The organism is Hirschia litorea (genome assembly GCF_042665075.1).
In the GTDB taxonomy this organism is placed as follows: domain Bacteria; phylum Pseudomonadota; class Alphaproteobacteria; order Caulobacterales; family Hyphomonadaceae; genus Hirschia; species Hirschia litorea.
This window is the reverse complement of the sequence record NZ_JBHTBR010000005.1, coordinates 143,844-164,678: the sequence shown is the minus strand read 5'-3', so window position 1 is coordinate 164,678 and position 20,835 is coordinate 143,844. Positions and strand designations below refer to the sequence as shown.

Here is a 20,835-nt window from a genome sequence, read left to right as displayed (position 1 = left end):
TCTTGCAGGGCTGTCACTGATTAGCCCCTGGACGCGTACGACCTGTAGCTGGTAAATCCAGCGCGCGTTCAGGGGTGCAGATAAGAAAAAATAATCCGCGCCAACTTTTAATCTGAGCGATAGATATGACAGAGAATAACAGCCAAATCCGAATTTTCGACACAACCATGCGTGATGGAGAGCAATCTCCCGGTGCGTCTATGACGTTGAATGAAAAATTAGAGCTTGCCGAATTGCTTGAAAGCATGGGCGTTGATATTATTGAAGCTGGCTTCCCAGCTGCATCCATTGGTGACTTTGAATGTGTGAGCACAATTGCTTCGCGCGCTTCAAAAATTGTGGTGTGCGGTCTAGCGCGTGCGGTGCCTAGAGATATTGAGCGTGCAGGAGAGGCGGTCGCGAAAGCTGAACGTCCGCGCATTCATACATTTATTTCGACAAGCCCGGTCCATATGAAGCATAAACTTAAAATGGGCGAGAATGCCGTGCTTGAAGCGGTAGGACGTTCTGTAAGTCAGGCACGTGGATATGTTGATGATGTGGAATGGTCAGCTGAAGATGCGACGCGTACAGACTTTGACTTCTTGTGCCGATGCGCTGATCTTGCGATTGCGTCAGGTGCAACCACAATTAACATTCCTGATACCGTAGGGTATTCTCACCCAGAGGAGTATCGAGACCTATTTGAGCGCCTTATTAAGAATGTCAGCAATTCGGACAAAGCTATTTGGTCAACGCATTGCCATAATGATTTGGGGCTTGCTGTTGCAAACTCTATTGCTGGAGTTGCAGGTGGTGCGCGACAGGTTGAGTGTACGATAAATGGTTTGGGTGAGCGTGCTGGAAATGCGGCGCTAGAGGAAATTGTGATGGCAATGCGCGTGCGCAAAGACGCCTTTGCCTATCAGACGGGGATTGATGCGACAAAATTATCTCGTGCTTCTAAACGTGTATCTCAGATAACTGGTTTTCCTGTTCAATATAATAAAGCTATCGTTGGTAAGAATGCTTTTGCGCACGAAAGCGGTATCCACCAAGATGGAATGCTCAAGAACAATCAGACATACGAAATTATGAACCCTGAAGACGTGGGTGTGTCTGCAACATCTCTTGTTTTGGGGAAATTATCTGGTCGTAATGCATTTCGTGATAAGCTTGAGAATTTAGGATATGAGTTAGATGCTGACGCTCTAAATGATGCGTTCAAGCGTTTTAAAGACCTTGCAGACAAGAAAAAAGATGTGTTCGACGAAGACATTATAGCTCTTGTCGATGATCAATTGTCAGGTGCTGAAGAGCTTGTATCTCTACATAGTCTAAAGGTTGTCGCAGGGACATCGGGTCCGCAAATTGCTGAGATCGAATTGGCTGTTGAGGGTGATATTAAAGCTGCGCGTGCAGAAGGTAATGGTCCAGTCGATGCTGTGTTTAAAGCAATCAGGTCAATTGTTCAGAATGATTCCGTGTTGGAATTGTTTCAGATACACGCTGTTACAGAAGGTACAGATGCGCAGGCAACGGTATCTGTGCGATTAAGCGAAGACGGTTTGGTGTCTACGGGTAAGGCCTCTGATCCAGATACTCTGGTGTCTGCAGCTAAGGCTTATATTCACGCCTACAACAAGTTGGAAATTCGTCGCAAGAAAAGCACGAATGTTGATGCTTGATGGGGCACGATGAGATATAGAAGATATTGAAAAAGCGGCTCCTTTGGGAGCTGCTTTTTTTGTTTCTGGTAAAATTTCGAAGTTCGCATCCAACGTAAAAAAGAATCGATCAAAAATGGAACTTTAGAGCGATACAGAGCGTTAGTAACATCATGTGGCCGCAATTTGATTAGATGAGCAAAAGGCCTACTTTCCGACTTTCCGCTTTACGGAGTAATCATGAAAAATCTTATAGCTTTCACTGCGCTTAGCACGACCATTCTTGTGGCTGGGTGTCAAACAACTGATCCATATTCTCGCGAGACGAAAACATCTAACACCACAAAAGGCGCTATTATAGGTGCGCTTGGTGGTGCTGTCGTAGGTGCGCTTACAAATACGTCTGACGGTGAACAAGCGGCGAAGAACGCGATGATTGGTGCGGGTATTGGTGCTGTTGCTGGTGGCGCGACAGGGCGGTATATGGACCAACAAGAAAAGAAATTGCGTGAACGTTTGGACGAAACTGGCGTAGGTATTCAGCGTGTTGGGGATACAATTCAGCTTGTTATGCCTGGAGATATTACTTTTGCGACAGGACGGGCAGAGGTAACAACTGATTTTGATTATGTATTACAAGATGTTGGTCTTGTGCTCCAAGAGTTTAACAAGACGATCGTATATGTGGATGGGCACACTGATACAGTAGGTTCTTATCAAAAGAATGCTGAATTATCACAGGCACGTGCAAACAATGTGGCGGCCCGCTTGATGCAAGAAGGTGTTCTGGGTGGCAGGTTGGTTGTGACTGGTTATGGTGAGAGCCGGTTGAAGGTGCCGACTGGTGATGGTGTGAATGAGCCACGCAACCGGCGTGTTGAAATTCGCCTTGAGCCATACACTGGCTAGCAGCATATTTATATTTTTAATCAGGCGCGACATCCATTGGGGAAGGTCGCGCCTGTTTTGGTTTGCGCTTAGATAGGTTTTTCTTCGACATCTAAGTTCTGAGTTTTTCGCATTTCTGGAAAGAGTGCTGCCCAAGAGGCTGCTACGCCGATAGTTGCGAAGCCACCAATAACAACGGCACTGACTGAGCCAAAGGCGTGTGCCATTGTGCCGGCACGAAATTCTCCTAATTCATTTGATGCACCAAGAAAAATCGAATTTACGGCATTGACCCGACTGCGCATATTATCGGGTGTCCAGAGTTGAAGTAGCGTTTCACGGATATAAACGGATACCATGTCAAATCCACCTACAAACATAAGTGCAGGTATTGCGACCCATGCACTTGTGGATAATCCGAAAACGACTGTTGCTGCGCCAAACAGTGCGACACACGCAAATAAGATAAGACCTGCATGATTCCTAATCTGGAATGAAGTTATGATTGCTACCGTGATAAGGGCTCCAATACCCGGTGCCGCCCGCAAAAGGCCTAAGCCTGTGGGTCCAAGCTGAAGAATGTCGGATGCATAAACTGGTAACAATGCTACAGCGCCGCCAAGAAGCACGGCGAACAGATCTAATGATATTGCGCCAAGGATGACTTTTTCTTTCCAGATAAAAACAAAGCCGCCCACAACAGTAGAAAAGGATGTGGGCTCCGTCATCTTCTGCTGGTTGGGTTTAGGAATTAAAAAGACAAGAAGTGTGGCAATGCAGAGCAATATAAAAGACGCAGAATAGGCTGTTGACGCGGACACGCCATAAAGGAGGCCACCTGCAACTGGGCCAACAATAGTAGCAGACTGCCAAGAGGAGGAATTCCATGCGACAGCATTGGAGAAATCTTCCTTGGGAACGAGATTGACCGCTAGAGAAGATGCTGCAGGTGAAGCAAAGGCACGACCTATTCCAAATAGGGTGAGTACGATGAGTACCGGAATAGGGGATATTGTATCGAAAATTGCCATCAACAGGATAATGAGCGCGCACATGCTTTCTGTCACGAAGGCGAGCCCCATCACCAAACGTCTTCCGAATTTGTCAGCAGATAGTCCAGTCACAAAGACCAATAATAGTGCGGGTAGAAATTGTACTAAACCAATCCAACCCAACCATATTGGTTCTTTGGTCAAATCGTATAATTGCCAGCCAATGGCGACAGAAAGAATTTGGACAGCAAATGTCGCCATGAAACGCGCGCCAAAATAGCGAACATAGGATGTGTGCTTAAAAGCTGCGAAGCGTTTGGGCATTCAATTAGCGTCTCCCAATTAGGTGTTGGCATGGGGGGCATATTTCCGTCCAGCGTGAGGGGCACATACCTGATGCGGTCATGTGAATGCTCCCAATTGGAAAGGAAATGGAGAATGCCTACTTATTTAAGGAATTAACCTGATTGGCTAAGAATTAAAGATATATTTGCGCGATTGTCAGTGGTGGAGGCGGTGGTATTTGGAACGATTTTGACGGGTGGATAAAAAACGCTTACAAAACAGTCGCATAAAAATGATGGTACGATATGTACCTATTTTATTTCAATGCAAATGAATCACGCTCTTGCTTTAATCGTTTTGAAACGGCAAACAGGTATAAGGGTGGTAAATTAACTGTAATGACGGAACGGGGCGTTCTGTTTAGTATCGAAAGCGGCGAGATATATGTTTGGTAAACTTCTTGGCATGATGTCGACAGACATGGCCATCGATTTGGGAACAGCCAATACCTTGGTTTATGTCAAGGGGCAGGGCGTGATGCTGGATGAGCCCTCTGTAGTGGCTTATGTCACGCAGAATGGCCGGAAGGTTGTGCATGCGTTTGGTGTTGAAGCGAAACAAATGCTCGGCAAGACGCCTTTTGGCATGGAAGCAATTCGTCCAATGCGAGATGGTGTGATTGCTGATTTTGAAGTTGCTGAAGAAATGATCAAAGCCTTCATCCAGAAGGTTCATAAAAAACGCTCCTTTATCTCTCCTATTATTATCATCTGTGTGCCAACGGGTGCGACACCTGTGGAACGTCGCGCAATCCATCAGTCTGCTCTTATGGCTGGTGCGCGTCAGGTATTCTTGATTGATGAGCCAATAGCCGCCGCTATTGGTGCGAACCTACCGATTGACGAGCCATCGGGTTCAATGGTCGTTGATATCGGTGGTGGTACAACTGAGGTTGCTGTGATGTCCTTGCGCGGAATCGTATATTCGCGTTCTGTCCGTATGGGTGGGGACAAAATGGATGAAGCTATTGTGAATTTCCTGCGCCGCGAAGAGAATTTGCTGATAGGTGAAGCCTCCGCCGAGCGTATCAAGAAAGAAATCGGGACAGCTAAAATTCCTGAAAACGGCAAAGGCATGTCAATAGAAGTGCGTGGTCGCGACCTGATGAATGGTGTGCCAAAGGAAGCTGCCGTATCTGAAGCAATGGTTGCCAAAGCGCTACAAGATCCTGTTACGGAAATTGTTGAAGCGGTTAAACAGGCACTCGAAGCTATGCCGCCAGAATTGGCTGCTGATATTGTGGACAAAGGTATTGTGCTTACTGGTGGTGGTGCGCTGTTACGAAACCTTGATGTTGTTCTGAAAGAGCGTACACAATTACCTGTAACTGTTGCTGACGACCCGCTTAAATGTGTGGTAAAAGGTTGCGGTATTGTTCTTGAAGACTTTGAGAACATGAAAGATATTCTCGCACCTGACGTCTAGGTTTCGGGCAACTCAAAGAGTAATACTTGTAGCGTATTTGGTGCGTGCTTATTGTGCGCCCAAAAAGGAATGGAGGCAGTGTCATGGCTAGGCATGCTCGGCATCGAGTCGGTTCCCCGCGCTTTGCAGCGCGCGCTGGCATTGCAGGTATTGGAATTGCGCTTCTTGGACTATTGATGATCCAATCCTCATCTGACGTGCGTCGCGCACTTCAGCCTTCGCGGGCGAGGATGGATGATATTACTTCTAACATATCCGCCGCTGCAAATAAGCATTTCGCAGGTTATACTTGGCTTTTTGCAGATAAAGCAGCCAAGGCACGAATTAAAGAGCTGGAAAGCGAAGTGCAATCGCTTGAACGTTGGCGTGAGGCGACGCGGACCATGTCCCAACGGATGGTGGAGTATGAGAACATGCTTGACCTGATGGGAGAACCGCAAATTGGGGGCGTAACAGCGCGTGTCGTTGCGGAGACGAACGGTCCGTTTACCAATACTCGCATTGCGAATGCTGGGGATGTGCATGGTGTATCTGACGGGTTCGCGGCAGTAAATGAGCATGGCTTGCTAGGGCGCGTCGTGCGAACAGGACATCGCACATCACGTATATTATTACTCACAGACTATAATAGTCGCATTCCAGTAATGGGGCGAACATCATTGGACCGTGCTTTACTCGTTGGTGATCGTAAAGTTGGTGCGCGTATTTTACATGCAGAGACACCGGATAAAATCGTCGAAGGTGAGGAGTGGGTTACGTCTGGAGATGATGGCGTTTTCGAGCGCGGATTGCGTGTTGGGTTTGCGCATCGTGATAAAGATGGTTGGCGCTTAGATCTTGCTATGCAACGTGATGCAATCGATTTTGTGCGGCTTGTACCGCCGCCAGGCTTTGTGACGCCTGAAGAATTAATGGTTACCGATGGTGTTGGTCTAACTGAAAATACAAATGAAACACTTATTTCTAATCTTCAGGAAAATAGTGAGCAAGGAGCAGCGCCTGTCGCGAACGCTGGAGGACGCCCTTGAGCGGTGCTGAACGCATTCGCGTATTCTTAGGAGCGCTGCTAGCGATATTTATATGTTTGCTAGGGACTACTCCCTTATTGCATCATATGCCGTTTCCATTGACAGACACATGGCCAATTGCTGTCTTCTTATTCGCGTTATCCTGTGCCAGACTCAGCATGTCTATATGGGCAGCGGTATTAATCGTGATGGTCGGATTGGTTCAAGATTTCGTACTTGAAGCGCCTTTGGGTGCGTGGTCCTTTGCTGGGCTTTGTGCCTATGCTGCTGGGCTGATTGCCAAAGATAGCTTTAAAGCTATGGCGGCAACTATTCCAAGCCAGCTTGTATTGCTTGTTGCTGGAAGCATTGTAGGGATTTTTGCCTTGTCGATTGCGGGTGATATTGCGGGTGGAGCAGATGTGTTGGACGCTCCCTTATGGAGTGACCTTGTATTGACTGCGGGACTATATTATTTGGTGACGCCCTTATTTGCCCCCTATAAAGGTGGTTTGTCCTCATGAGTTCCAATCGCGCCAAAGATGCTGAATTTTCACGACGCTCTATTGTGGCGGGTGTCGCAGGTGCTGCGCTGTGGACGGGACTATCGGGGCGATTGGTGCAGTTGCAATTGCTCAAAGGTGAGGAATATGCAGAACTGGCAACAGAAAACCGTATTCGCCTTGACCCAGCCCCGGCACGTCGCGGCGTTATTTACGACAGATTTGGCCAACGTTTAGCATCCAATAAGCGTAATTTTTATGTGTTGGTCGTGCCAGAAGAAACAAGCAATTTGGAAGAGACATTGCGTTTGTTGGCGCGGTATATTCCTATTTCAAACTTAAAGCATCGGCGCATTCTAGCGCAGGCAAGACAGCAAGCAAAATTTGTCCCGATACCAGTGGCAGATGATTTGAGTTGGCAGGACTTTTCACGCATCAATGTTCATGCCCCCGAGTTTAAAGGTGTGTATGCTGAAGTAGGTGAGTTGCGTTCCTATCCCATGGGAACCGCTTTCTCTCATACAATTGGATATGTGGCACGTCCCAATCGAGAAGAGCTTTCTGGGTTGATCGAGCAAGAGATTGCACGTTTGCAATTGGGGCCGGATGACGTGGCTGGTCGCCGCAGAATAACCAGTCGTATGCAGCGTATCTATCGTCACCCTGATATGCGTTTGGGGCGCCAAGGTATTGAGCAGGACTCGGAAATTTACTTACGGGGTACACCCGGTTTCCAGCGCATTGCGGTAAATGCGTCGGGACGTATTGTTGATCGCCTGCCGAGTGATGATGTTGCGCCCAAAGATGGCGGTGATATCGTTCTGAGTTTCGATGCTGAAATTCAAAAATACGCTATTTCTCGTTTTGGCGAGGAAAGTGGTTCTGCCGTTGTGATGGATATAGAAAGCGGTGAATTGCTGGCAATGGTGTCGACGCCAGCGTTTAATCCAAATGATTTTGTATCTGGGATTTCACAAGCAAAGTATAATGACCTTCTTGGGAATAAAAAGTCACCTCTCTACCACAAAGCCTATGATGGTTTGTATCCTCCAGGTTCTACGTTCAAGATGACTGTTGCTGCGGCTGCTCTGGAATCAAAGGTTGCTACGCCACGAGATACAGTGACATGTCGTGGGAAAACACGGTTTGGTGGCCGTGATTTTCACTGCTGGAAACGCGGTGGTCATGGCACGATGAACATGAAAAGTGCGATCCAGCATTCGTGTGATGTGTATTTCTATGAAATTGCACGGCGCATTGGTGTGCAAGGTATTGCTGATATGGCGCATCAGATGGGGTTGGGCACTGTTTATGATCTCGGTATGACTGGCGGTTCGGCTGGTGTCGTTCCAGACCCTGCTTGGAAACAGAAAGCGCTTCGAGAGCAATGGTATGAGGGGGAAACTCTGAATTACGGGATTGGACAGGGGTATCTGACCACGTCACCTTTACAGCTGGCTGTTATGACTGCGCGTATTGCTAGAGAAAATGCTGCACCTGCCCCTAAAGTGATCATTGGAGGTGCGACTGCGCCGCCATCGGGCGCGCCTCCATATGTTCCGTTGAATCAAGAAATTGCTGAGCACCTTCGTGCAGGAATGTACGCTGTGACATCTGAGCCGGGTGGAACGGCATTGCGATCTGGAGATGTTGGTAATGGTCAACGTCTTGCAGGTAAGACAGGTACGGCACAGGTGCGCCGGATTTCAACAGCAGAACGCGCGACTGGGGTTATTAAGAATGATAAACTTCCATGGGAATTGAGAGACCATGGATTGTTTGTCAGCTATGCGCCTGCGGATAATCCTAAATATGTGTGTGTAGTTGTTGTGGACCATGGTGGTGGCTCTAGTGCTGCTTATCCCATTGCAAGAGATATTATGACGGAAACGCTTAAACGCGATCCTATGTCTCGTGAAGTGTTCAAGGTTTCCAGTCCGATTGCGCAAAGTGCCCCATCTTCTCCTGCTAGTGGAGCGATTTAGGCAATGCGGATTATTGCTGAGAAAATGTCAGTGCGCGATAAATTGCTGAACCTTCATTGGTCACTGCTGCTAACGATTATAGCTATCGCAAGTTTCGGGACGGCGGTTTTGGTTTCCGTAACACTTAAAGATGCGAGCATGGCAGATATTCCATGGCAGCATATGACGCGCTTTATAGGTGTACTGGTATTTACGATAGGTATGGCTATTGCACCTCTTCGAGTATGGGCAATGATTGCTTACCCCGCATATTTAGGCTCATTGCTTTTGCTTGTGGGTGTTGAATTGTTTGGAACGGTAGGTGGGGGAGCCCAGCGCTGGTTGGACATAGGGCCAGTGTTGATTCAACCGTCTGAATTCATGAAAATTGCGATACTTCTGGCTCTCGCACGATATTATCATCAAGCGAGCGAGAACAAAGAGTTGAATATAGGCAATCACATTATTGCTGGTTTGATTATTATCATTCCGACGGTTTTGGTGCTGAAGCAGCCAGATCTAGGAACATCATTGATGTTGGCCGCGACTGGGGGGATGGTTATCTTTTTTGCTGGCTTGTCGTGGCGCATTATTATTACCGGGGCAATCGTCGCTCTTTTGTCAATCTGGCCAGTCTACCAATTCGGTTTGAAGGATTATCAGAAAGAGCGTGTGTATACATTTCTTGATCCATCTCGAGATCCACTAGGTGCTGGATATCAATTGCAGCAGGCAAAGATTGCGATAGGATCAGGCGGACTGCAAGGCAAAGGCTTTATGCAGGGAACTCAGTCTCAGAACAATTATATACCTGAACAGCATACTGACTTCATTTTTACGATCATCGCAGAAGAATTTGGGTTTGTGGGATCAATGTCCTTATTGACGGCTTGGGCTGTTGCTCTGATATTTGGATTGTTTATAGCGAATCGATCTACCACAATATTTGGATCGCTTGCGGCAGCGGGAGTGGTTGCAACTCTTGCTTTCTATGTGGTTGTAAATATTGGTATGGTCATGGGTTTAATGCCTGTTGTAGGGGTGCCGTTGCCGTTGATTTCTCACGGTGGGACGGCCATGATGACAGTGATGATTGGGTTTTCAATTCTTCTAATGGTTCATATTCACCGAGATCAGTCACTGGTTCTAAAGGGGATACTGTAGCGCTCATATCTTGATAAGATTGACGTTTGTGCTGTCGTATGTGATTTTGTTAGAATAAATTTGCACTAAAATACAATAATGGAGCAATAAAATGGCAGGCACACCTGCAGGGGGAGTTGGCCGAAAGAGTGACACTTGGGGGTCACGTTTTGGCTTTATAATGGCCGCGGTAGGATCTTCCGTGGGCTTAGGAAATTTTTGGCGTTTTCCATACACTGCAGGTGAAAATGGAGGCGGTGCCTTTATTATCATTTACCTGATTTGTGTGGTTGTGATTGGTTTGCCTGTTCTGATGGGAGAATATTCACTAGGACGCAAAGCTGGGATGTCTTCCGTTGAGGGAATTCAAACTCTAGCCAGAGATGCAGGTAAGTCTGAAAATTGGGGTATTATTGGATGGGTCGGTGTGTTTGCATCAACCTTCATTGTATCCTTTTATATGGTAATCTCCGCTTGGATATTGGCGTTTGTCATTCAAGCGATTGGCGGCAGCTTCGCAGGTATAACACCTGCCGAATCTGGTGAGAATTTTAGCCAAACGATAAATAATCGCGGCACGATAATGGGGCTGTTATTTGTCTTTTTATTAGCAAATGCGATCATTGTTGGCCGTGGTGTAAAGGGCGGTATTGAAAAAGCGGCAAGTATCTTAATGCCAGCTTTCTTTATTATGCTCTTAGGTATTGTCGCTTTCGCTATCACAACGGGTGACTTAAAGCAGACCGTGTCTTTCTTGCTTACACCAGATTGGAAAGCTGTGAATTTTAGCACCTTCCTTGCTGCACTGGGGCAGGCTTGTTTCTCTCTTAGTGTTGGTTCAGTGTTGATGATGACTTACGGGTCTTATCTTTCGCGAGACACAAATATTCCGCGTTCGTCCTTCATCGTTGCAGGTGCTGATACGATGGTTGCGATAATTGCAGGTTTCGCAATTTTCCCAATCGTATTCCAAGCGGGGTTGGACCCAGCGGGTGGTCCTGGGTTGTTCTTCGTATCTTTGCCTGTGGCGTTTGGAAGTATTCCTGGCGGTAACATTCTGGCGATGGTGTTCTTCTCGCTCGCTTTGTTTGCTGCGTTTACTTCATCGATTTCACTGTATGAAGTTTCAGTCTCTTGGCTTGAGGAGCGTCATGGTGTGCATCGCATGGGTGCATCTATGGGTATGGCATTCATCCTGTTTGTAGTCGGTGTGGCTTATGTCTATTCCGGCGACTATCTGGACTTTGTCGACTTCCTAACGGGTAATATTTTATTGCCACTGGGGGCGTTGTTTATCGCGATCTTCATTGGTTGGGTTTTACCTAAGTTGGATCTACTCGAAGAAATCGAAGATAAAAAGCTACACGCAATTTGGTACGGTTCATTACGTTATTTTGTGCCGGTCTTTGTAGGTATCATTTTATTCTTTGGTATCTTTGACGGATTGCAAGATACGTTCGGTGTGCAAATGCCAAGCTTCTTGGAAGGGTTTATTGGGCCTAATAAAGCAATTTAATTGTGCCATTAGACTAAAAAAGCCGCCCCACATCAATGTGGGGCGGCTTTGTCTTAACGGGTTAAATTAGTAACTACTTAGTCTTCAGAAAAACGATCGGCAAACATTTCAGTCGCACCGACGAGTTCATTTACAATTCCCGGCTCCATGCTGGAGTGACCTGCATCACTGATGATTTTGAGGTCTGCGTTGGGCCATGCTTTTTTTAATGCCCATGCTGACGAGAGTGGAGTGACCACATCATATCGTCCATGAACAATTACACCTGGCAGGTTACCAAATGTGGAAGCTTGATCTAACAGCCATCCATCTTTGTCGAAGAAACCTTTATTCCAAAAATAATGACATTCGATGCGTGCAAAGGCATCTACGAATTCTTGCTCCTCAAATTTTGTGGGCCGCATACTTGGGCCACGAATAGAGAGCGTTTCTCCTTCCCATTGTGCCCATGCACGGGCAGCGGCCGCACGTTCTTGGGCATTGCTTCCGGTTAGGCGCGAATAGAAGGCCTGCACGAGATCATGGCGTTCATCTTCTGGGATAGGAGCAAGGTAGCGGTCAAATGCATCCGGAAATAGGCGACTTGCACCTTCTTGATAAAACCATTGTATTTCGGCATGCGTGAGTAGAAATATTCCGCGCAATATCAAAGCTAAAGTGTTGGCGCGATGAAGCGAAGCATAGGTTAGAGCTAGGGTTGATCCCCAAGAGCCGCCAAACACGACCCATTTTTCGACTCCTAATTCCTCTCGGAGCTTTTCCATGTCTGCCACAAGATCCCACGTGGTGTTTTCTTTTAACTCTGAAAAAGGCGAGGAGCGGCCACATCCACGTTGGTCAAAGATAATAATCCTATATCTAGCAGGATCAAAGAACCGCCTCATATCAGGATTGGAGCCTCCACCTGGTCCACCATGCAAGGCAACAACGGGGATACCTTCAGGGTTTCCTGATTCTTCCCAATACAGTTCATGAATGTCAGAGACACGCAGTCGGCCTGCACGATTTGAATCAATTCGAGGAAAAAGAAATTTGCGTGGTCGTTTTGTGTTCATCACTGCTTCACTTGTTTTATTTTATAAAGAATCAAAGAACTCTCGTTAAAAGATATTCACGTTTCCGTAAAAGTGCTATTATATGCATTACGGGTGGGTGAAACGATGTAAAGCGGGGAATGGGTATTGTCGCGTAGATTTTTCGTCGGTTTGATAATCGGCACCGCTTTTCTGTCTAGTGGCTGTGCAACAGTTGCTGTATTTGAAAATGTTACCGAAACAGAAATTCAACTCACAAAGCCGCAATCTCAATTGCGTAAAGCCTCTATAGCGTTTTGTGAAGCCAGTCGCGATGCGGAATGGGCAAGTGGTGAAAGTAATTTCAGCTCGCTCATGCGTATTTGGGGTGGTGAAAATGAGGTTGGCACAGAATATTGGGCGCGCCTTACAAAGTTTGAATCTCCTGTCAGTGAAATTGTTGAACAAATTAGCTATGACGTCGAGCATGCAACTCTTCAATTGAGTGAGTTGAATAAACTTGCTCAAACTCTGTTGCCTTCTCACGGTGCGGAAACAAAACCACGTAATGCAGATGTGCGTGAATTTGAACGAGTGTTAATTCATGCGGGGCAGGCGAGAGAGACATTTGCAATGTCATTTCTGCGCGCACAGGAAGCGAATGAAGGGCAATTAATTATAAAGCCTGCTGCGGTTCTTGAACCTCTTGATCAGGAGCTAGACTTAGCGCGTTCTATCGCTAATGGCCTGGCCGCATCACGGATGTCGGATGCTTTGGCATTGCTTAAAGATCCGCTGTCTTAATTTTGATGTATGCGCCGTGTTGATTGTTTGAGCGTACGCTTTTTTGAGTTGCACAGGCTTAGAAAGAAAACTCCATGAATGATGCATGGCGTGCAACAGCTTATCTAAGCTTATTTTATTATATGTTCGGGTTTCAATTGCCATATCTTCCGGTGTGGCTTGAAAAGGCGCGTGGATTAAATGGTACGCAAATAAGTGCCGTGATATTTGGTGCACTTCTGGCACGGATTATTGTTGGCCCACTTATATCGACATGGGCAGATGCAAAGACATCGCGTGCCGCGCTTACTCTTTTGGCTGTAGGCGGTTTTGTCGGTTATTTGGCGCTGAATTTTTCAAACCATCCGATAATCTTAAGTGCAGTTGGTTTTTGTGTGATGTCTGTCGTGCACGCTATCATGCCACTGTCTGAGGCAAGTCTTGTATTAAGTGTTGGCAAAGGCATACGTCCAAATTTTGGAGAGGGCCGAGGTATAGCATCGGTACTCTTTGTGCTGGGAGTGTTTTCTGGCGGGTTGCTGATGGAGCGCTATGGCGTCGAGTATCTGGTGCCTGCAATCACATGTCTCTTTGTTGCCCAAATTCTTATTGGCTTATGCGCACCACGGATTTCATTGGGTGTTTCGGATAATAGTATTGGCTTTGGTGAACGTTTCAAGCGTGGATTTCGGCAGTTTCGAAAGCCGGTATTGTTTTTACTGCTTATTGCCAGCGCCTGTATTCAGGCCACGCATGCATTTTATTATGGGTTCTCAACAGTCATATGGGAAAAGCAAGGATTTTCGGGGCAACTCATAAGTCTAATGTGGATCACGGGTGTTGTACTTGAGATTGCTTTCCTGACATTTTCAGCACGCTTACTGACATGGTTAACGCCCGAGCGTCTAATCTTGTTGGGTGGTATCGCAGGAGTGATACGTTGGACTGTACTTGGTTTCTCGCCGAGCGCGTTAAGTATTCTTTTAGTTCAAAATCTCCACGGATTAACGTTTGCGGCGACATTTATCGGCTGTGTCACGCTGATTCAAAGAGAAGTTGATAAAGAGAGCCAAGCGCTTACACTTTCCATACTTGCGTCTGTGATTGCAGCTGTTACAGGGCTTTTTGGCCTAATGTCTGGCATTTTATACGACTGGATTGGTGCCATGGGATATTGGTGGATGGCAGGACTAGCAGGAATCGGGACGTTATTCGCCTGCTTGTTGATGTTAAGGATAAGGACTCGCCTTTATCGATAAAGTAGGTGATTTTTAAAGCAATTTAGTGGATTTTAACTGAGAATTGAACGCGATAGGAGCGCTTCTTGGCCGAATCCCAAGCCCGGTTTGATATTACGACAGACCTTTCAGGCCAACGTATAATGGTTCTGGAAGGAGACTGGACGGCCTTTACTGTGGGGGGCGTGGACAAGGCTCTGCGCGAACTTCATACGCATGAGGCGTCGTCTGATATCTTTCTTGATGTATCCCAACTTGAAGAATTGGATACTGCTGGCGCATACGTTATCGATCGCACTTTACGTGAAATAGGTGCCGTTTCCGGTGAAAATGTGAAGTTGCTTGGGGAGCATCAGAGTATTTTGTCATTGTTGACGACGGTCAGCAATGCTCAATTCGAGGCGCCGCATAAATATGTAAGTAAACACCCAATTCTAGACCTACTTGAACGTGTTGGGCATGGGGTTGTTGATGCCTTTAAAGAAGGGTGGGGCATACTGGAATTTATTGGGGAAGCATTTGCCACGATATTCCACTTATGCCTACATCCAAGCAAAATTCGATGGACATCTGTTGTCGCGATAATGGAAGAGGCGGGATTAAACGCTCTGCCTATCGTGTCTATGCTGTCTTTCTTTATTGGAATTGTGGTTGCATTTCTGGGTGTAAATTTGCTGCAATCTTTTGGTGCGCAAGTATTCACCGTGGAAATGGTTGGTTTCCTAATGTTACGCGAATTTGGCTTGGTGCTGACAGCTATTTTGCTAGCTGGTCGTACTGACAGTGCGTTTACTGCAGAAATTGGCGCTATGAAAATGCGTGAAGAAATTGATGCTATGCGCGTCATGGGGCTAAACCCGATGGAGGTGCTTGTTGCACCGCGGTTGATTGCTTTGTGGGTCATGACCCCATTCTTATCATTTTTTGCGATGATTTCTGGTTTGATTGGTGGTCTGCTAGTGATGTGGGGTGTGATGGATATTTCGCCTGCCATGTTCATTCAGCGGATCAATGACACTGTTCCGGGACAAAATTTCTGGGTTGGTATGGCTAAGGCGCCAGTATTCGCAACCGTTATTGCGCTTGTTGGGTGTCGACAGGGCTTGCTTGTATCTGGAGACGTTCAGTCTTTGGGGAACCGCACGACATCTTCTGTGGTGCAGGCTATTTTCCTCGTGATTGTTTTAGATGCCATATTCGCCATGCTCTATATGGAGATGGGATTATGATGCGTATTGAGCCGTCTGATGACCGCCTTGCTATCAAGGTTCGCAATCTTACCAACCAGTTTGGTACTAAAGTCGTTCATAAGGATCTTGATCTTGATGTACGCGAAGGTGAGATTATGGGGGTTATTGGTCCTTCTGGGACAGGTAAATCGGTTTTATTGCGTTCAATTGTAGGCCTGATAAAACCTAAACATGCCAATATCGAGGTGTTTGGAACAGACCTGACAGAGGCAGATCAAGAGGCACGGCGCGTAATCGAACGAAAATGGGGGGTAATGTTTCAAGATGGAGCCCTTTTTTCAACATTGAGCGTTCGTGAGAACGTGATGGCCCCTATGCGGGAGCATCTTAATTTACCACTCAATCTCATGCGTGAACTTGCATGCATGAAAATAAGGATGGTGGGGTTGGAGGCTGATGCAGCACCTAAGCGTCCTTCTGACCTTTCCGGTGGTATGCGCAAGAGGGCGGCATTGGCGCGAGCAATGGCGTTAGACCCTAAACTTTTATTTTTGGACGAACCAACAGCTGGACTTGACCCAATCGGTGCAGGAAATTTTGACCTATTGGTACGTTCTTTGTGTGATGCATTGGGCCTGACAGTTTTTCTGGTGACGCACGACTTAGATTCGCTAAATGCGGTGTGTGATCGTATAGCTGTATTGAATGCGGGACAGGTTTTAGCTGTTGGAACGATGGAAGAGGTGAGAGCAAACCCTCACCCTTGGATACAAGAATACTTTTCCGGGCCGCGTGGACGCGCTGCACTGGGCTTAAGTTAGAAAGGGCGGATCTGATGGAAACGCGCGCAAATTACGGTTTAATCGGAGCTTTTGTTTTGCTGGCAATGGCAGCTTTTGTGCTGTTCGCTGTCTGGATTTCGAAAGTGCAGTTCTCAAAAGAATATTCCGTATTTGATGTGGTGTTTGAAGGTGCTGTAAACGGCCTTTCTGAAGGCGGAGAAGTTCGCTTTAATGGTATTAAAGTGGGTGAGGTTACAGATTTAGGGTTGGATGAAAAAGATCCAAACAATGTTATCGCGCGCATACGCGTGGATTCTAATACGCCTGTAAAAGCTGATTCTCGTGCAGAGCTTGGCTTATTGGGTATTACTGGGATGACCTTTATTCAAATAAAAGCGGGAAGTGCTGAGGAGCCCTTATTGAGCAAAGGTATTCGCCCGTATCCTCCGCGCATAAAGACAGACAAAACTCAACTTGATAAAATTTTTGCGGGTGGAGAAGATTTGATTTCTTCAAGTACTGACACATTGAACCGCGTGAGCCGTATGTTTCGAGATGAGAATGTAACACGTATTTCCAATATTCTTGCAAATATTGAAGAACTTACAGATGTCACAAGTGGTGAGGATGGAATAGCTGAAGATGCAAGACGGGCAATTCAAGCACTTGAGGGAGCAGGAATTGCCATGAATGAAGCTGCTGTGGCTGTAGACGCTGCAAGCGTACAATTTGATGCGAATGTTGCGCTAATGACAGAAGAAACCATGGCCTTACTAAAGGACATGCAGGGGGTTGTAGAAACAGCGGATGGTGCCGTGACTTCTATTGAGGGTGTTCTCATTGATGAGTTGTCTCCTGATGCCCAGCGTGTGATGCGTGAACTGTCTATGACATTGCAAGATGTGCAAATGCTTGTGAAGCGGTTGGACGGTGTCGTGGGTGAGTTAGAGCGAGATCCACGGGAATTCGTTCTAGGCGACGTAAAGCCTTACGAATAAGGGAAAGCATAGAGAATGACGAAAACACATAAATTCACAAAACGTCTGCCACTTCTTTCTTTGGTCTTGGCAGGAAGCTTGGTAAGCGGGTGTATCTCTGTTTTGCCAGAGCCTAATCAACCCCAAGCTTTGGTGCGTTTACCCGTAGAAAATATTCGGGGTGCAAGTACACCTTTACTTACAAATGTTGTTGTGCATACGCCGGATGCTATGGGCGCAATAGCGGGGGTCGAGATCGCCGCTTCGGAAAATCAACGTATTCGCTATATTAATAATGTTGTATGGGCTGATACACCAGCAAACTTGTTTCAAGCGGCTGTCGTGGATGCATTGACCGCATCTTCGGGAGATGGGCAGGCGGTGCCTGTGCAAGTTGGTGCACGTGGGGATTATGATTTACGTCTGAGCCTCTTGGATTTGACCGTCGATAGCATACGCAATGAAGCTGTTTGTGAAATTCGGCTTGTGATGACGCGTGCTGGAGATAAGGCAATTATAACGTCTCACATATTGCGTACAACCCAAGCCATAGATCGGAATGGGTCTATGGAGCGTGCGGAAACGCTTGCGCATGCTATTCGCTCGGCTGCTGAATTGACAGCTGATTTCGTGGCAGAAAACGCTATTCCGTATGATTTGGAAGCAGAGCGAGAAGCTCATCGTATCAAGAGGCGACTTCAAAGGGAACGCGCACAAAAGGAAGTGGATAAAGATACATCTCCTGTGATGCCGCGAGATAAGCCATCTGATTTGCCGCCAGAGTTTAAAATGGAAACAGATGTCTAAACTGTATCAATGCTGCGTGTGATATAAAAAAGTCCACCTTTTAAGGCGGACTTTTTTTTGAATAAAATTATTGGATATTTGTTTTACTTTACCAGAGCAGCATCTAGCAAAAGATAGGCTGCTAAGCGTGGGCCAGCATCTTCACGTGCGCGTTCCGCACGTTGCAAAAACTTCATCGCTTCTTCTTCTTCCAGTGCTAAATAGCTTTCCGCTGCTATCCGTAAATCTTCATCTTGTTGAAGAAGACGCTGGATTTGGGTTAGCTCACCTGGTGCCGCCTGTTTGGTGGCGCGTCGGCGTTGACGTTCACCACGTGATGTTGCTGCGGCGATGCGACGAAGGTCCGATGATCGAATAGCACGTTTTAGTCGTATTCCTGAGCGATCAAGTTGCTCCACAAAAGCAAGAGCCGTTGAGTCGTGCGCACCGTCACTTGTTTCTGAACCAATACCAGAAAGAAGGTCACGCCAAGACATGTCGTTCTGAGTGTCGGTTTTTGCACGTGTGTGGTTGGCTGCTTGCTCTATCGTGTGTGCTTCATGTGCCGCTGCTGCAACTGGGCTAGCAGGCTCTGAAGAGGCAGTTGGTTTTGCTGTACCACGGTCAAAATCAGATGCATGGCGCGCGGTATCGAAAGTTGTATCTTCTTCTTCTAGTGGATCAAACGGAGTAAGATCATGAGATGCGGGTGTTTGCATCGGCTTTGGAGCTTCTTTGGGAGTTGGACGCGGTGGCGTTTCAACAGTTGAAGCACGCGGTGCAGGAGCAGCGATGCGCGGTGATGCAGGTGGATTTTGTGCAGGGGCATCAAATCTTTCGGCTGATGAGATCGTGTCGCTCAACCCATCATTCAGTAACTGGGACGCGCGTTCAATACGTGTGCGGGCACGTTCTAGGCCGGCTTCAGCGGCGTGCGTGGCACGTGTAGCAGCTGTGTACATGTGCTCGCTCATGCGGTCCATGCGTTTTTCTGTTTCTTCTGCTTGCTCGTTTGCAGCTTGCATTGCTTGTTTGACAAGGCCTTCTGCGCGGCTTGCTGTTTGGATCAGGCGTTTCATCGCCTCTTCAGCTTCAGTGTTTGATTTAACAGCTTGTGCAGAAACGTGCTCCGCCGATTGGCGTGCGCCATCCAAAGCAGAGTCCATAGCGTTGCGAATAGCTTCTGCTGTTGCTTTAGATGCTTCTACAGCCATGTCTCCAGCTTTAAGCGCATTATCTACTGTACGTGAGGAGCCTAGCAAATTCTCATTGATAGACATAAGAGATTGAACTAATTGTTGTGCACGCTTTCGGCTCTCAGCTGTCATGTGATCTAGGTTTGCAGCCGATGCAGATAGGTTTTTACCTGTTGTTTCAATATGACTCAGGCGTTCGTCTAATTGCTTACCAGCTTTCTGAACTTCTGCCTGCGCCATTGTCGCTGCACGTGTCATTTTTTCTGCATGCATAGGTATGGCATCAGATAGAGCGGCAGCTTGGGCGCGAATGGTATTGGATAGGCTGGAGAGCTCATCGCGTTCGGCAGCTAATTTGAACTTTAAAGCTTCAGTGTCGGCGCGCACGACTTCTGCAGCTTTCATAGCTGCGTTGGAGCTTTCTTCCATATCTTGGCGGATAACTTGAACGCGCGCTTCAGTTTCATTCAGCGTGTCGTAAATCTCATTAGATTGTTTAGCTAAATTTGCGCCGAGACTATCAACTTCAGCCGAAAGTGACTTGGCTGGTGATAGGAGTGTTTCTGACGCAGCTAGAACAAGTTCGTTGGCGCGAGCTGAGCGTGTAGATTCGCGTGCCATGAACCCTGACATTATGAGAGCCAAACCCGGTCCAGCAGCCATAGCAATACCGCCACCCAGTTCGGCGGGCGGAAGTGCTTGGAGTTCTTCTATACCAAATTTGCCGATGACATAGGCCGCTGTGCCGCCCCACCAAGTAAAGGCGAGGGACGTCGTAGCCCAAGGCATCCATCCGCCTGCTTTACGGGCGTGCGCTAACCTTTGTTCGAGGTCTCTTTTGGTTTGAATAGGTTTTGGTGTGTTGCTCATAACATATAACTATACAGATGACTCTGTCCTTACACAGTCAAAATCTGGGCCATTACATGTCAAATAAACCAATAAAGCGAATTTTTATAAAAAATATTCTCTAAATATGTGAATATTTACGCTTTTTTCTGCAGCTCATTGAAAACTGAATTTCAAAACACTGAGTTGTTTAAGTTTTAAAGAGTGCGTTGAATGCTCGAAGAAGAAAAAGATGTGTCATTTTCTTCCGATTTCTCAGATGTTCCGTCCATACCGGCCCATGTCATTAGAATAGCAAGTATTGAATCACGGATAAGAATGAATAAACCCAGCATGTTTGCCTCCACAGCTTGAGCGTACCCTAAATCAGAATAGTTGAAAATCAAGTTAAACTTTAAAGTCTTCGAAAATTAATATCGGCGCATTGCAAGAAACGATAAAAACATAGCTCTCACAGTAATATTTAGTAAAATACCCCCCCAATGGGACTGAGATATAGTTTCAGATGAACACTTTGTTTGATGGGTGTTTTAAAATGGGACATTGTTGTGGTACGCAAATAATGTAGTGATAAAGCAATTCTTATACTCTT

At 46.7% G+C, this 20,835-nt stretch carries 18 protein-coding genes; 14 read left to right on the top strand and 4 right to left on the bottom strand.

The genetic code is table 11. From position 1 onward, the window contains the following. Nucleotides 1-125: 125 nt before the first annotated feature. Together ACFQS8_RS09520 and ACFQS8_RS09515 are read left to right on the top strand one after the other, a co-directional pair. Nucleotides 126-1,667, top strand: a complete 1,542-nt coding sequence (locus tag ACFQS8_RS09520) for a 2-isopropylmalate synthase (RefSeq protein WP_382167090.1) — start codon at nt 126-128, stop codon at nt 1,665-1,667. Between the two features lie 219 nt (nt 1,668-1,886). Next, nucleotides 1,887-2,555: a YiaD family glycine zipper/OmpA-like lipoprotein gene (locus tag ACFQS8_RS09515; RefSeq protein ID WP_382167089.1), complete on the top strand. Its 669-nt coding sequence runs from the start codon at nt 1,887-1,889 to the stop codon at nt 2,553-2,555. Nucleotides 2,556-2,623: 68 nt separating this feature from the next. On the opposite strand, the gene ACFQS8_RS09510 is transcribed toward ACFQS8_RS09515, so the two are convergent. Then, on the bottom strand, nt 2,624-3,850 hold the full coding sequence (locus ACFQS8_RS09510; protein ID WP_382167088.1) for an MFS transporter: 1,227 nt from the start codon (nt 3,848-3,850) through the stop codon (nt 2,624-2,626). A gap of 405 nt (nt 3,851-4,255) precedes the next feature. Between ACFQS8_RS09510 and ACFQS8_RS09505 the strand changes: the two genes are divergently transcribed. The 6 genes from ACFQS8_RS09505 to ACFQS8_RS09480 all read left to right on the top strand — a co-directional run bounded on the left by ACFQS8_RS09505 (nt 4,256) and on the right by ACFQS8_RS09480 (nt 11,429). Further along, on the top strand, nt 4,256-5,296 hold the full coding sequence (locus ACFQS8_RS09505; RefSeq protein WP_382167087.1) for a rod shape-determining protein: 1,041 nt from the start codon (nt 4,256-4,258) through the stop codon (nt 5,294-5,296). 83 nt (nt 5,297-5,379) lie between these two features. Continuing rightward, on the top strand, nt 5,380-6,324 hold the full coding sequence (gene mreC, locus ACFQS8_RS09500; protein ID WP_382167086.1) for a rod shape-determining protein MreC: 945 nt from the start codon (nt 5,380-5,382) through the stop codon (nt 6,322-6,324). After that, nucleotides 6,321-6,827: a hypothetical protein gene (locus ACFQS8_RS09495; protein ID WP_382167085.1), complete on the top strand. Its 507-nt coding sequence runs from the start codon at nt 6,321-6,323 to the stop codon at nt 6,825-6,827. The genes mreC and ACFQS8_RS09495 overlap by 4 nt, the downstream gene beginning before the upstream one ends. Continuing rightward, entirely contained in the window at nt 6,824-8,791 is a 1,968-nt protein-coding gene (gene mrdA / locus ACFQS8_RS09490) for a penicillin-binding protein 2 (protein ID WP_382167084.1), read from the top strand. Before ACFQS8_RS09495 ends, mrdA begins: the two co-directional genes overlap by 4 nt. 3 nt (nt 8,792-8,794) lie before the next feature. After that, nucleotides 8,795-9,934 (top strand): rod shape-determining protein RodA, encoded by a 1,140-nt coding sequence (rodA, locus tag ACFQS8_RS09485; protein ID WP_382167083.1) that lies wholly within the window; start codon nt 8,795-8,797, stop codon nt 9,932-9,934. A 91-nt stretch (nt 9,935-10,025) separates the two neighbouring features. After that, the gene (locus ACFQS8_RS09480) at nt 10,026-11,429 is read left to right on the top strand and encodes a sodium-dependent transporter (RefSeq protein ID WP_382167082.1); all 1,404 of its coding nucleotides are present in this window, start codon (nt 10,026-10,028) and stop codon (nt 11,427-11,429) included. A 77-nt stretch (nt 11,430-11,506) separates the two neighbouring features. Here ACFQS8_RS09480 and pip read toward each other — a convergent pair whose 3' ends face one another. Continuing rightward, a complete protein-coding gene (pip, locus tag ACFQS8_RS09475) occupies nt 11,507-12,484 on the bottom strand; it encodes a prolyl aminopeptidase (RefSeq protein ID WP_382167081.1) in 978 nt (325 codons plus the stop codon). Nucleotides 12,485-12,610: 126 nt separating this feature from the next. Here pip and ACFQS8_RS09470 point away from each other — a divergent pair, with 126 nt between their 5' ends. The 6 genes from ACFQS8_RS09470 to ACFQS8_RS09445 all read left to right on the top strand — a co-directional run bounded on the left by ACFQS8_RS09470 (nt 12,611) and on the right by ACFQS8_RS09445 (nt 18,219). After that, complete coding sequence (locus ACFQS8_RS09470; protein WP_382167080.1) at nt 12,611-13,246, top strand: hypothetical protein; 636 nt, start codon at nt 12,611-12,613, stop codon at nt 13,244-13,246. Nucleotides 13,247-13,320: 74 nt separating this feature from the next. Next, nucleotides 13,321-14,484: an MFS transporter gene (locus tag ACFQS8_RS09465; protein WP_382167079.1), complete on the top strand. Its 1,164-nt coding sequence runs from the start codon at nt 13,321-13,323 to the stop codon at nt 14,482-14,484. 65 nt (nt 14,485-14,549) lie between these two features. Then, nucleotides 14,550-15,692, top strand: coding sequence for an MlaE family ABC transporter permease (locus ACFQS8_RS09460; protein WP_382167078.1), 1,143 nt, complete (start codon nt 14,550-14,552; stop codon nt 15,690-15,692). Continuing rightward, entirely contained in the window at nt 15,689-16,474 is a 786-nt protein-coding gene (locus ACFQS8_RS09455) for an ABC transporter ATP-binding protein (RefSeq protein ID WP_382167077.1), read from the top strand. The genes ACFQS8_RS09460 and ACFQS8_RS09455 overlap by 4 nt, the downstream gene beginning before the upstream one ends. 14 nt (nt 16,475-16,488) lie before the next feature. Continuing rightward, nucleotides 16,489-17,433, top strand: a complete 945-nt coding sequence (locus ACFQS8_RS09450) for an MlaD family protein (RefSeq protein ID WP_382167076.1) — start codon at nt 16,489-16,491, stop codon at nt 17,431-17,433. A 15-nt stretch (nt 17,434-17,448) separates the two neighbouring features. Then, nucleotides 17,449-18,219 (top strand): ABC-type transport auxiliary lipoprotein family protein, encoded by a 771-nt coding sequence (locus ACFQS8_RS09445; protein ID WP_382167075.1) that lies wholly within the window; start codon nt 17,449-17,451, stop codon nt 18,217-18,219. A gap of 83 nt (nt 18,220-18,302) precedes the next feature. Here the strand turns inward: ACFQS8_RS09445 and ACFQS8_RS09440 are convergent, their stop codons facing one another. Next, on the bottom strand, nt 18,303-20,264 hold the full coding sequence (locus ACFQS8_RS09440) for a coiled-coil domain-containing protein (protein WP_382167074.1): 1,962 nt from the start codon (nt 20,262-20,264) through the stop codon (nt 18,303-18,305). Nucleotides 20,265-20,440: 176 nt separating this feature from the next. Further along, the gene (locus ACFQS8_RS09435) at nt 20,441-20,578 is read right to left on the bottom strand and encodes a hypothetical protein (protein WP_382167073.1); all 138 of its coding nucleotides are present in this window, start codon (nt 20,576-20,578) and stop codon (nt 20,441-20,443) included. Between the last annotated feature and the right edge of the window lie 257 nt (nt 20,579-20,835).

Bases quoted from the DNA above. Each gene is read 5' to 3' on its own strand.
- ACFQS8_RS09520 (WP_382167090.1), top strand. From the start codon at position 126: ATGACAGAGAATAACAGCCAAATCCGAATTTTCGACACAACCATGCGT.
- ACFQS8_RS09515 (WP_382167089.1), top strand. From the start codon at position 1,887: ATGAAAAATCTTATAGCTTTCACTGCGCTTAGCACGACCATTCTTGTG.
- ACFQS8_RS09510 (WP_382167088.1), bottom strand. From the start codon at position 3,850: ATGCCCAAACGCTTCGCAGCTTTTAAGCACACATCCTATGTTCGCTAT.
- ACFQS8_RS09505 (WP_382167087.1), top strand. From the start codon at position 4,256: ATGTTTGGTAAACTTCTTGGCATGATGTCGACAGACATGGCCATCGAT.
- mreC (WP_382167086.1), top strand. From the start codon at position 5,380: ATGGCTAGGCATGCTCGGCATCGAGTCGGTTCCCCGCGCTTTGCAGCG.
- mrdA (WP_382167084.1), top strand. From the start codon at position 6,824: ATGAGTTCCAATCGCGCCAAAGATGCTGAATTTTCACGACGCTCTATT.
- rodA (WP_382167083.1), top strand. From the start codon at position 8,795: ATGCGGATTATTGCTGAGAAAATGTCAGTGCGCGATAAATTGCTGAAC.
- ACFQS8_RS09480 (WP_382167082.1), top strand. From the start codon at position 10,026: ATGGCAGGCACACCTGCAGGGGGAGTTGGCCGAAAGAGTGACACTTGG.
- pip (WP_382167081.1), bottom strand. From the start codon at position 12,484: ATGAACACAAAACGACCACGCAAATTTCTTTTTCCTCGAATTGATTCA.
- ACFQS8_RS09465 (WP_382167079.1), top strand. From the start codon at position 13,321: ATGAATGATGCATGGCGTGCAACAGCTTATCTAAGCTTATTTTATTAT.
- ACFQS8_RS09455 (WP_382167077.1), top strand. From the start codon at position 15,689: ATGATGCGTATTGAGCCGTCTGATGACCGCCTTGCTATCAAGGTTCGC.
- ACFQS8_RS09450 (WP_382167076.1), top strand. From the start codon at position 16,489: ATGGAAACGCGCGCAAATTACGGTTTAATCGGAGCTTTTGTTTTGCTG.
- ACFQS8_RS09445 (WP_382167075.1), top strand. From the start codon at position 17,449: ATGACGAAAACACATAAATTCACAAAACGTCTGCCACTTCTTTCTTTG.
- ACFQS8_RS09440 (WP_382167074.1), bottom strand. From the start codon at position 20,264: ATGAGCAACACACCAAAACCTATTCAAACCAAAAGAGACCTCGAACAA.
- ACFQS8_RS09435 (WP_382167073.1), bottom strand. From the start codon at position 20,578: ATGCTGGGTTTATTCATTCTTATCCGTGATTCAATACTTGCTATTCTA.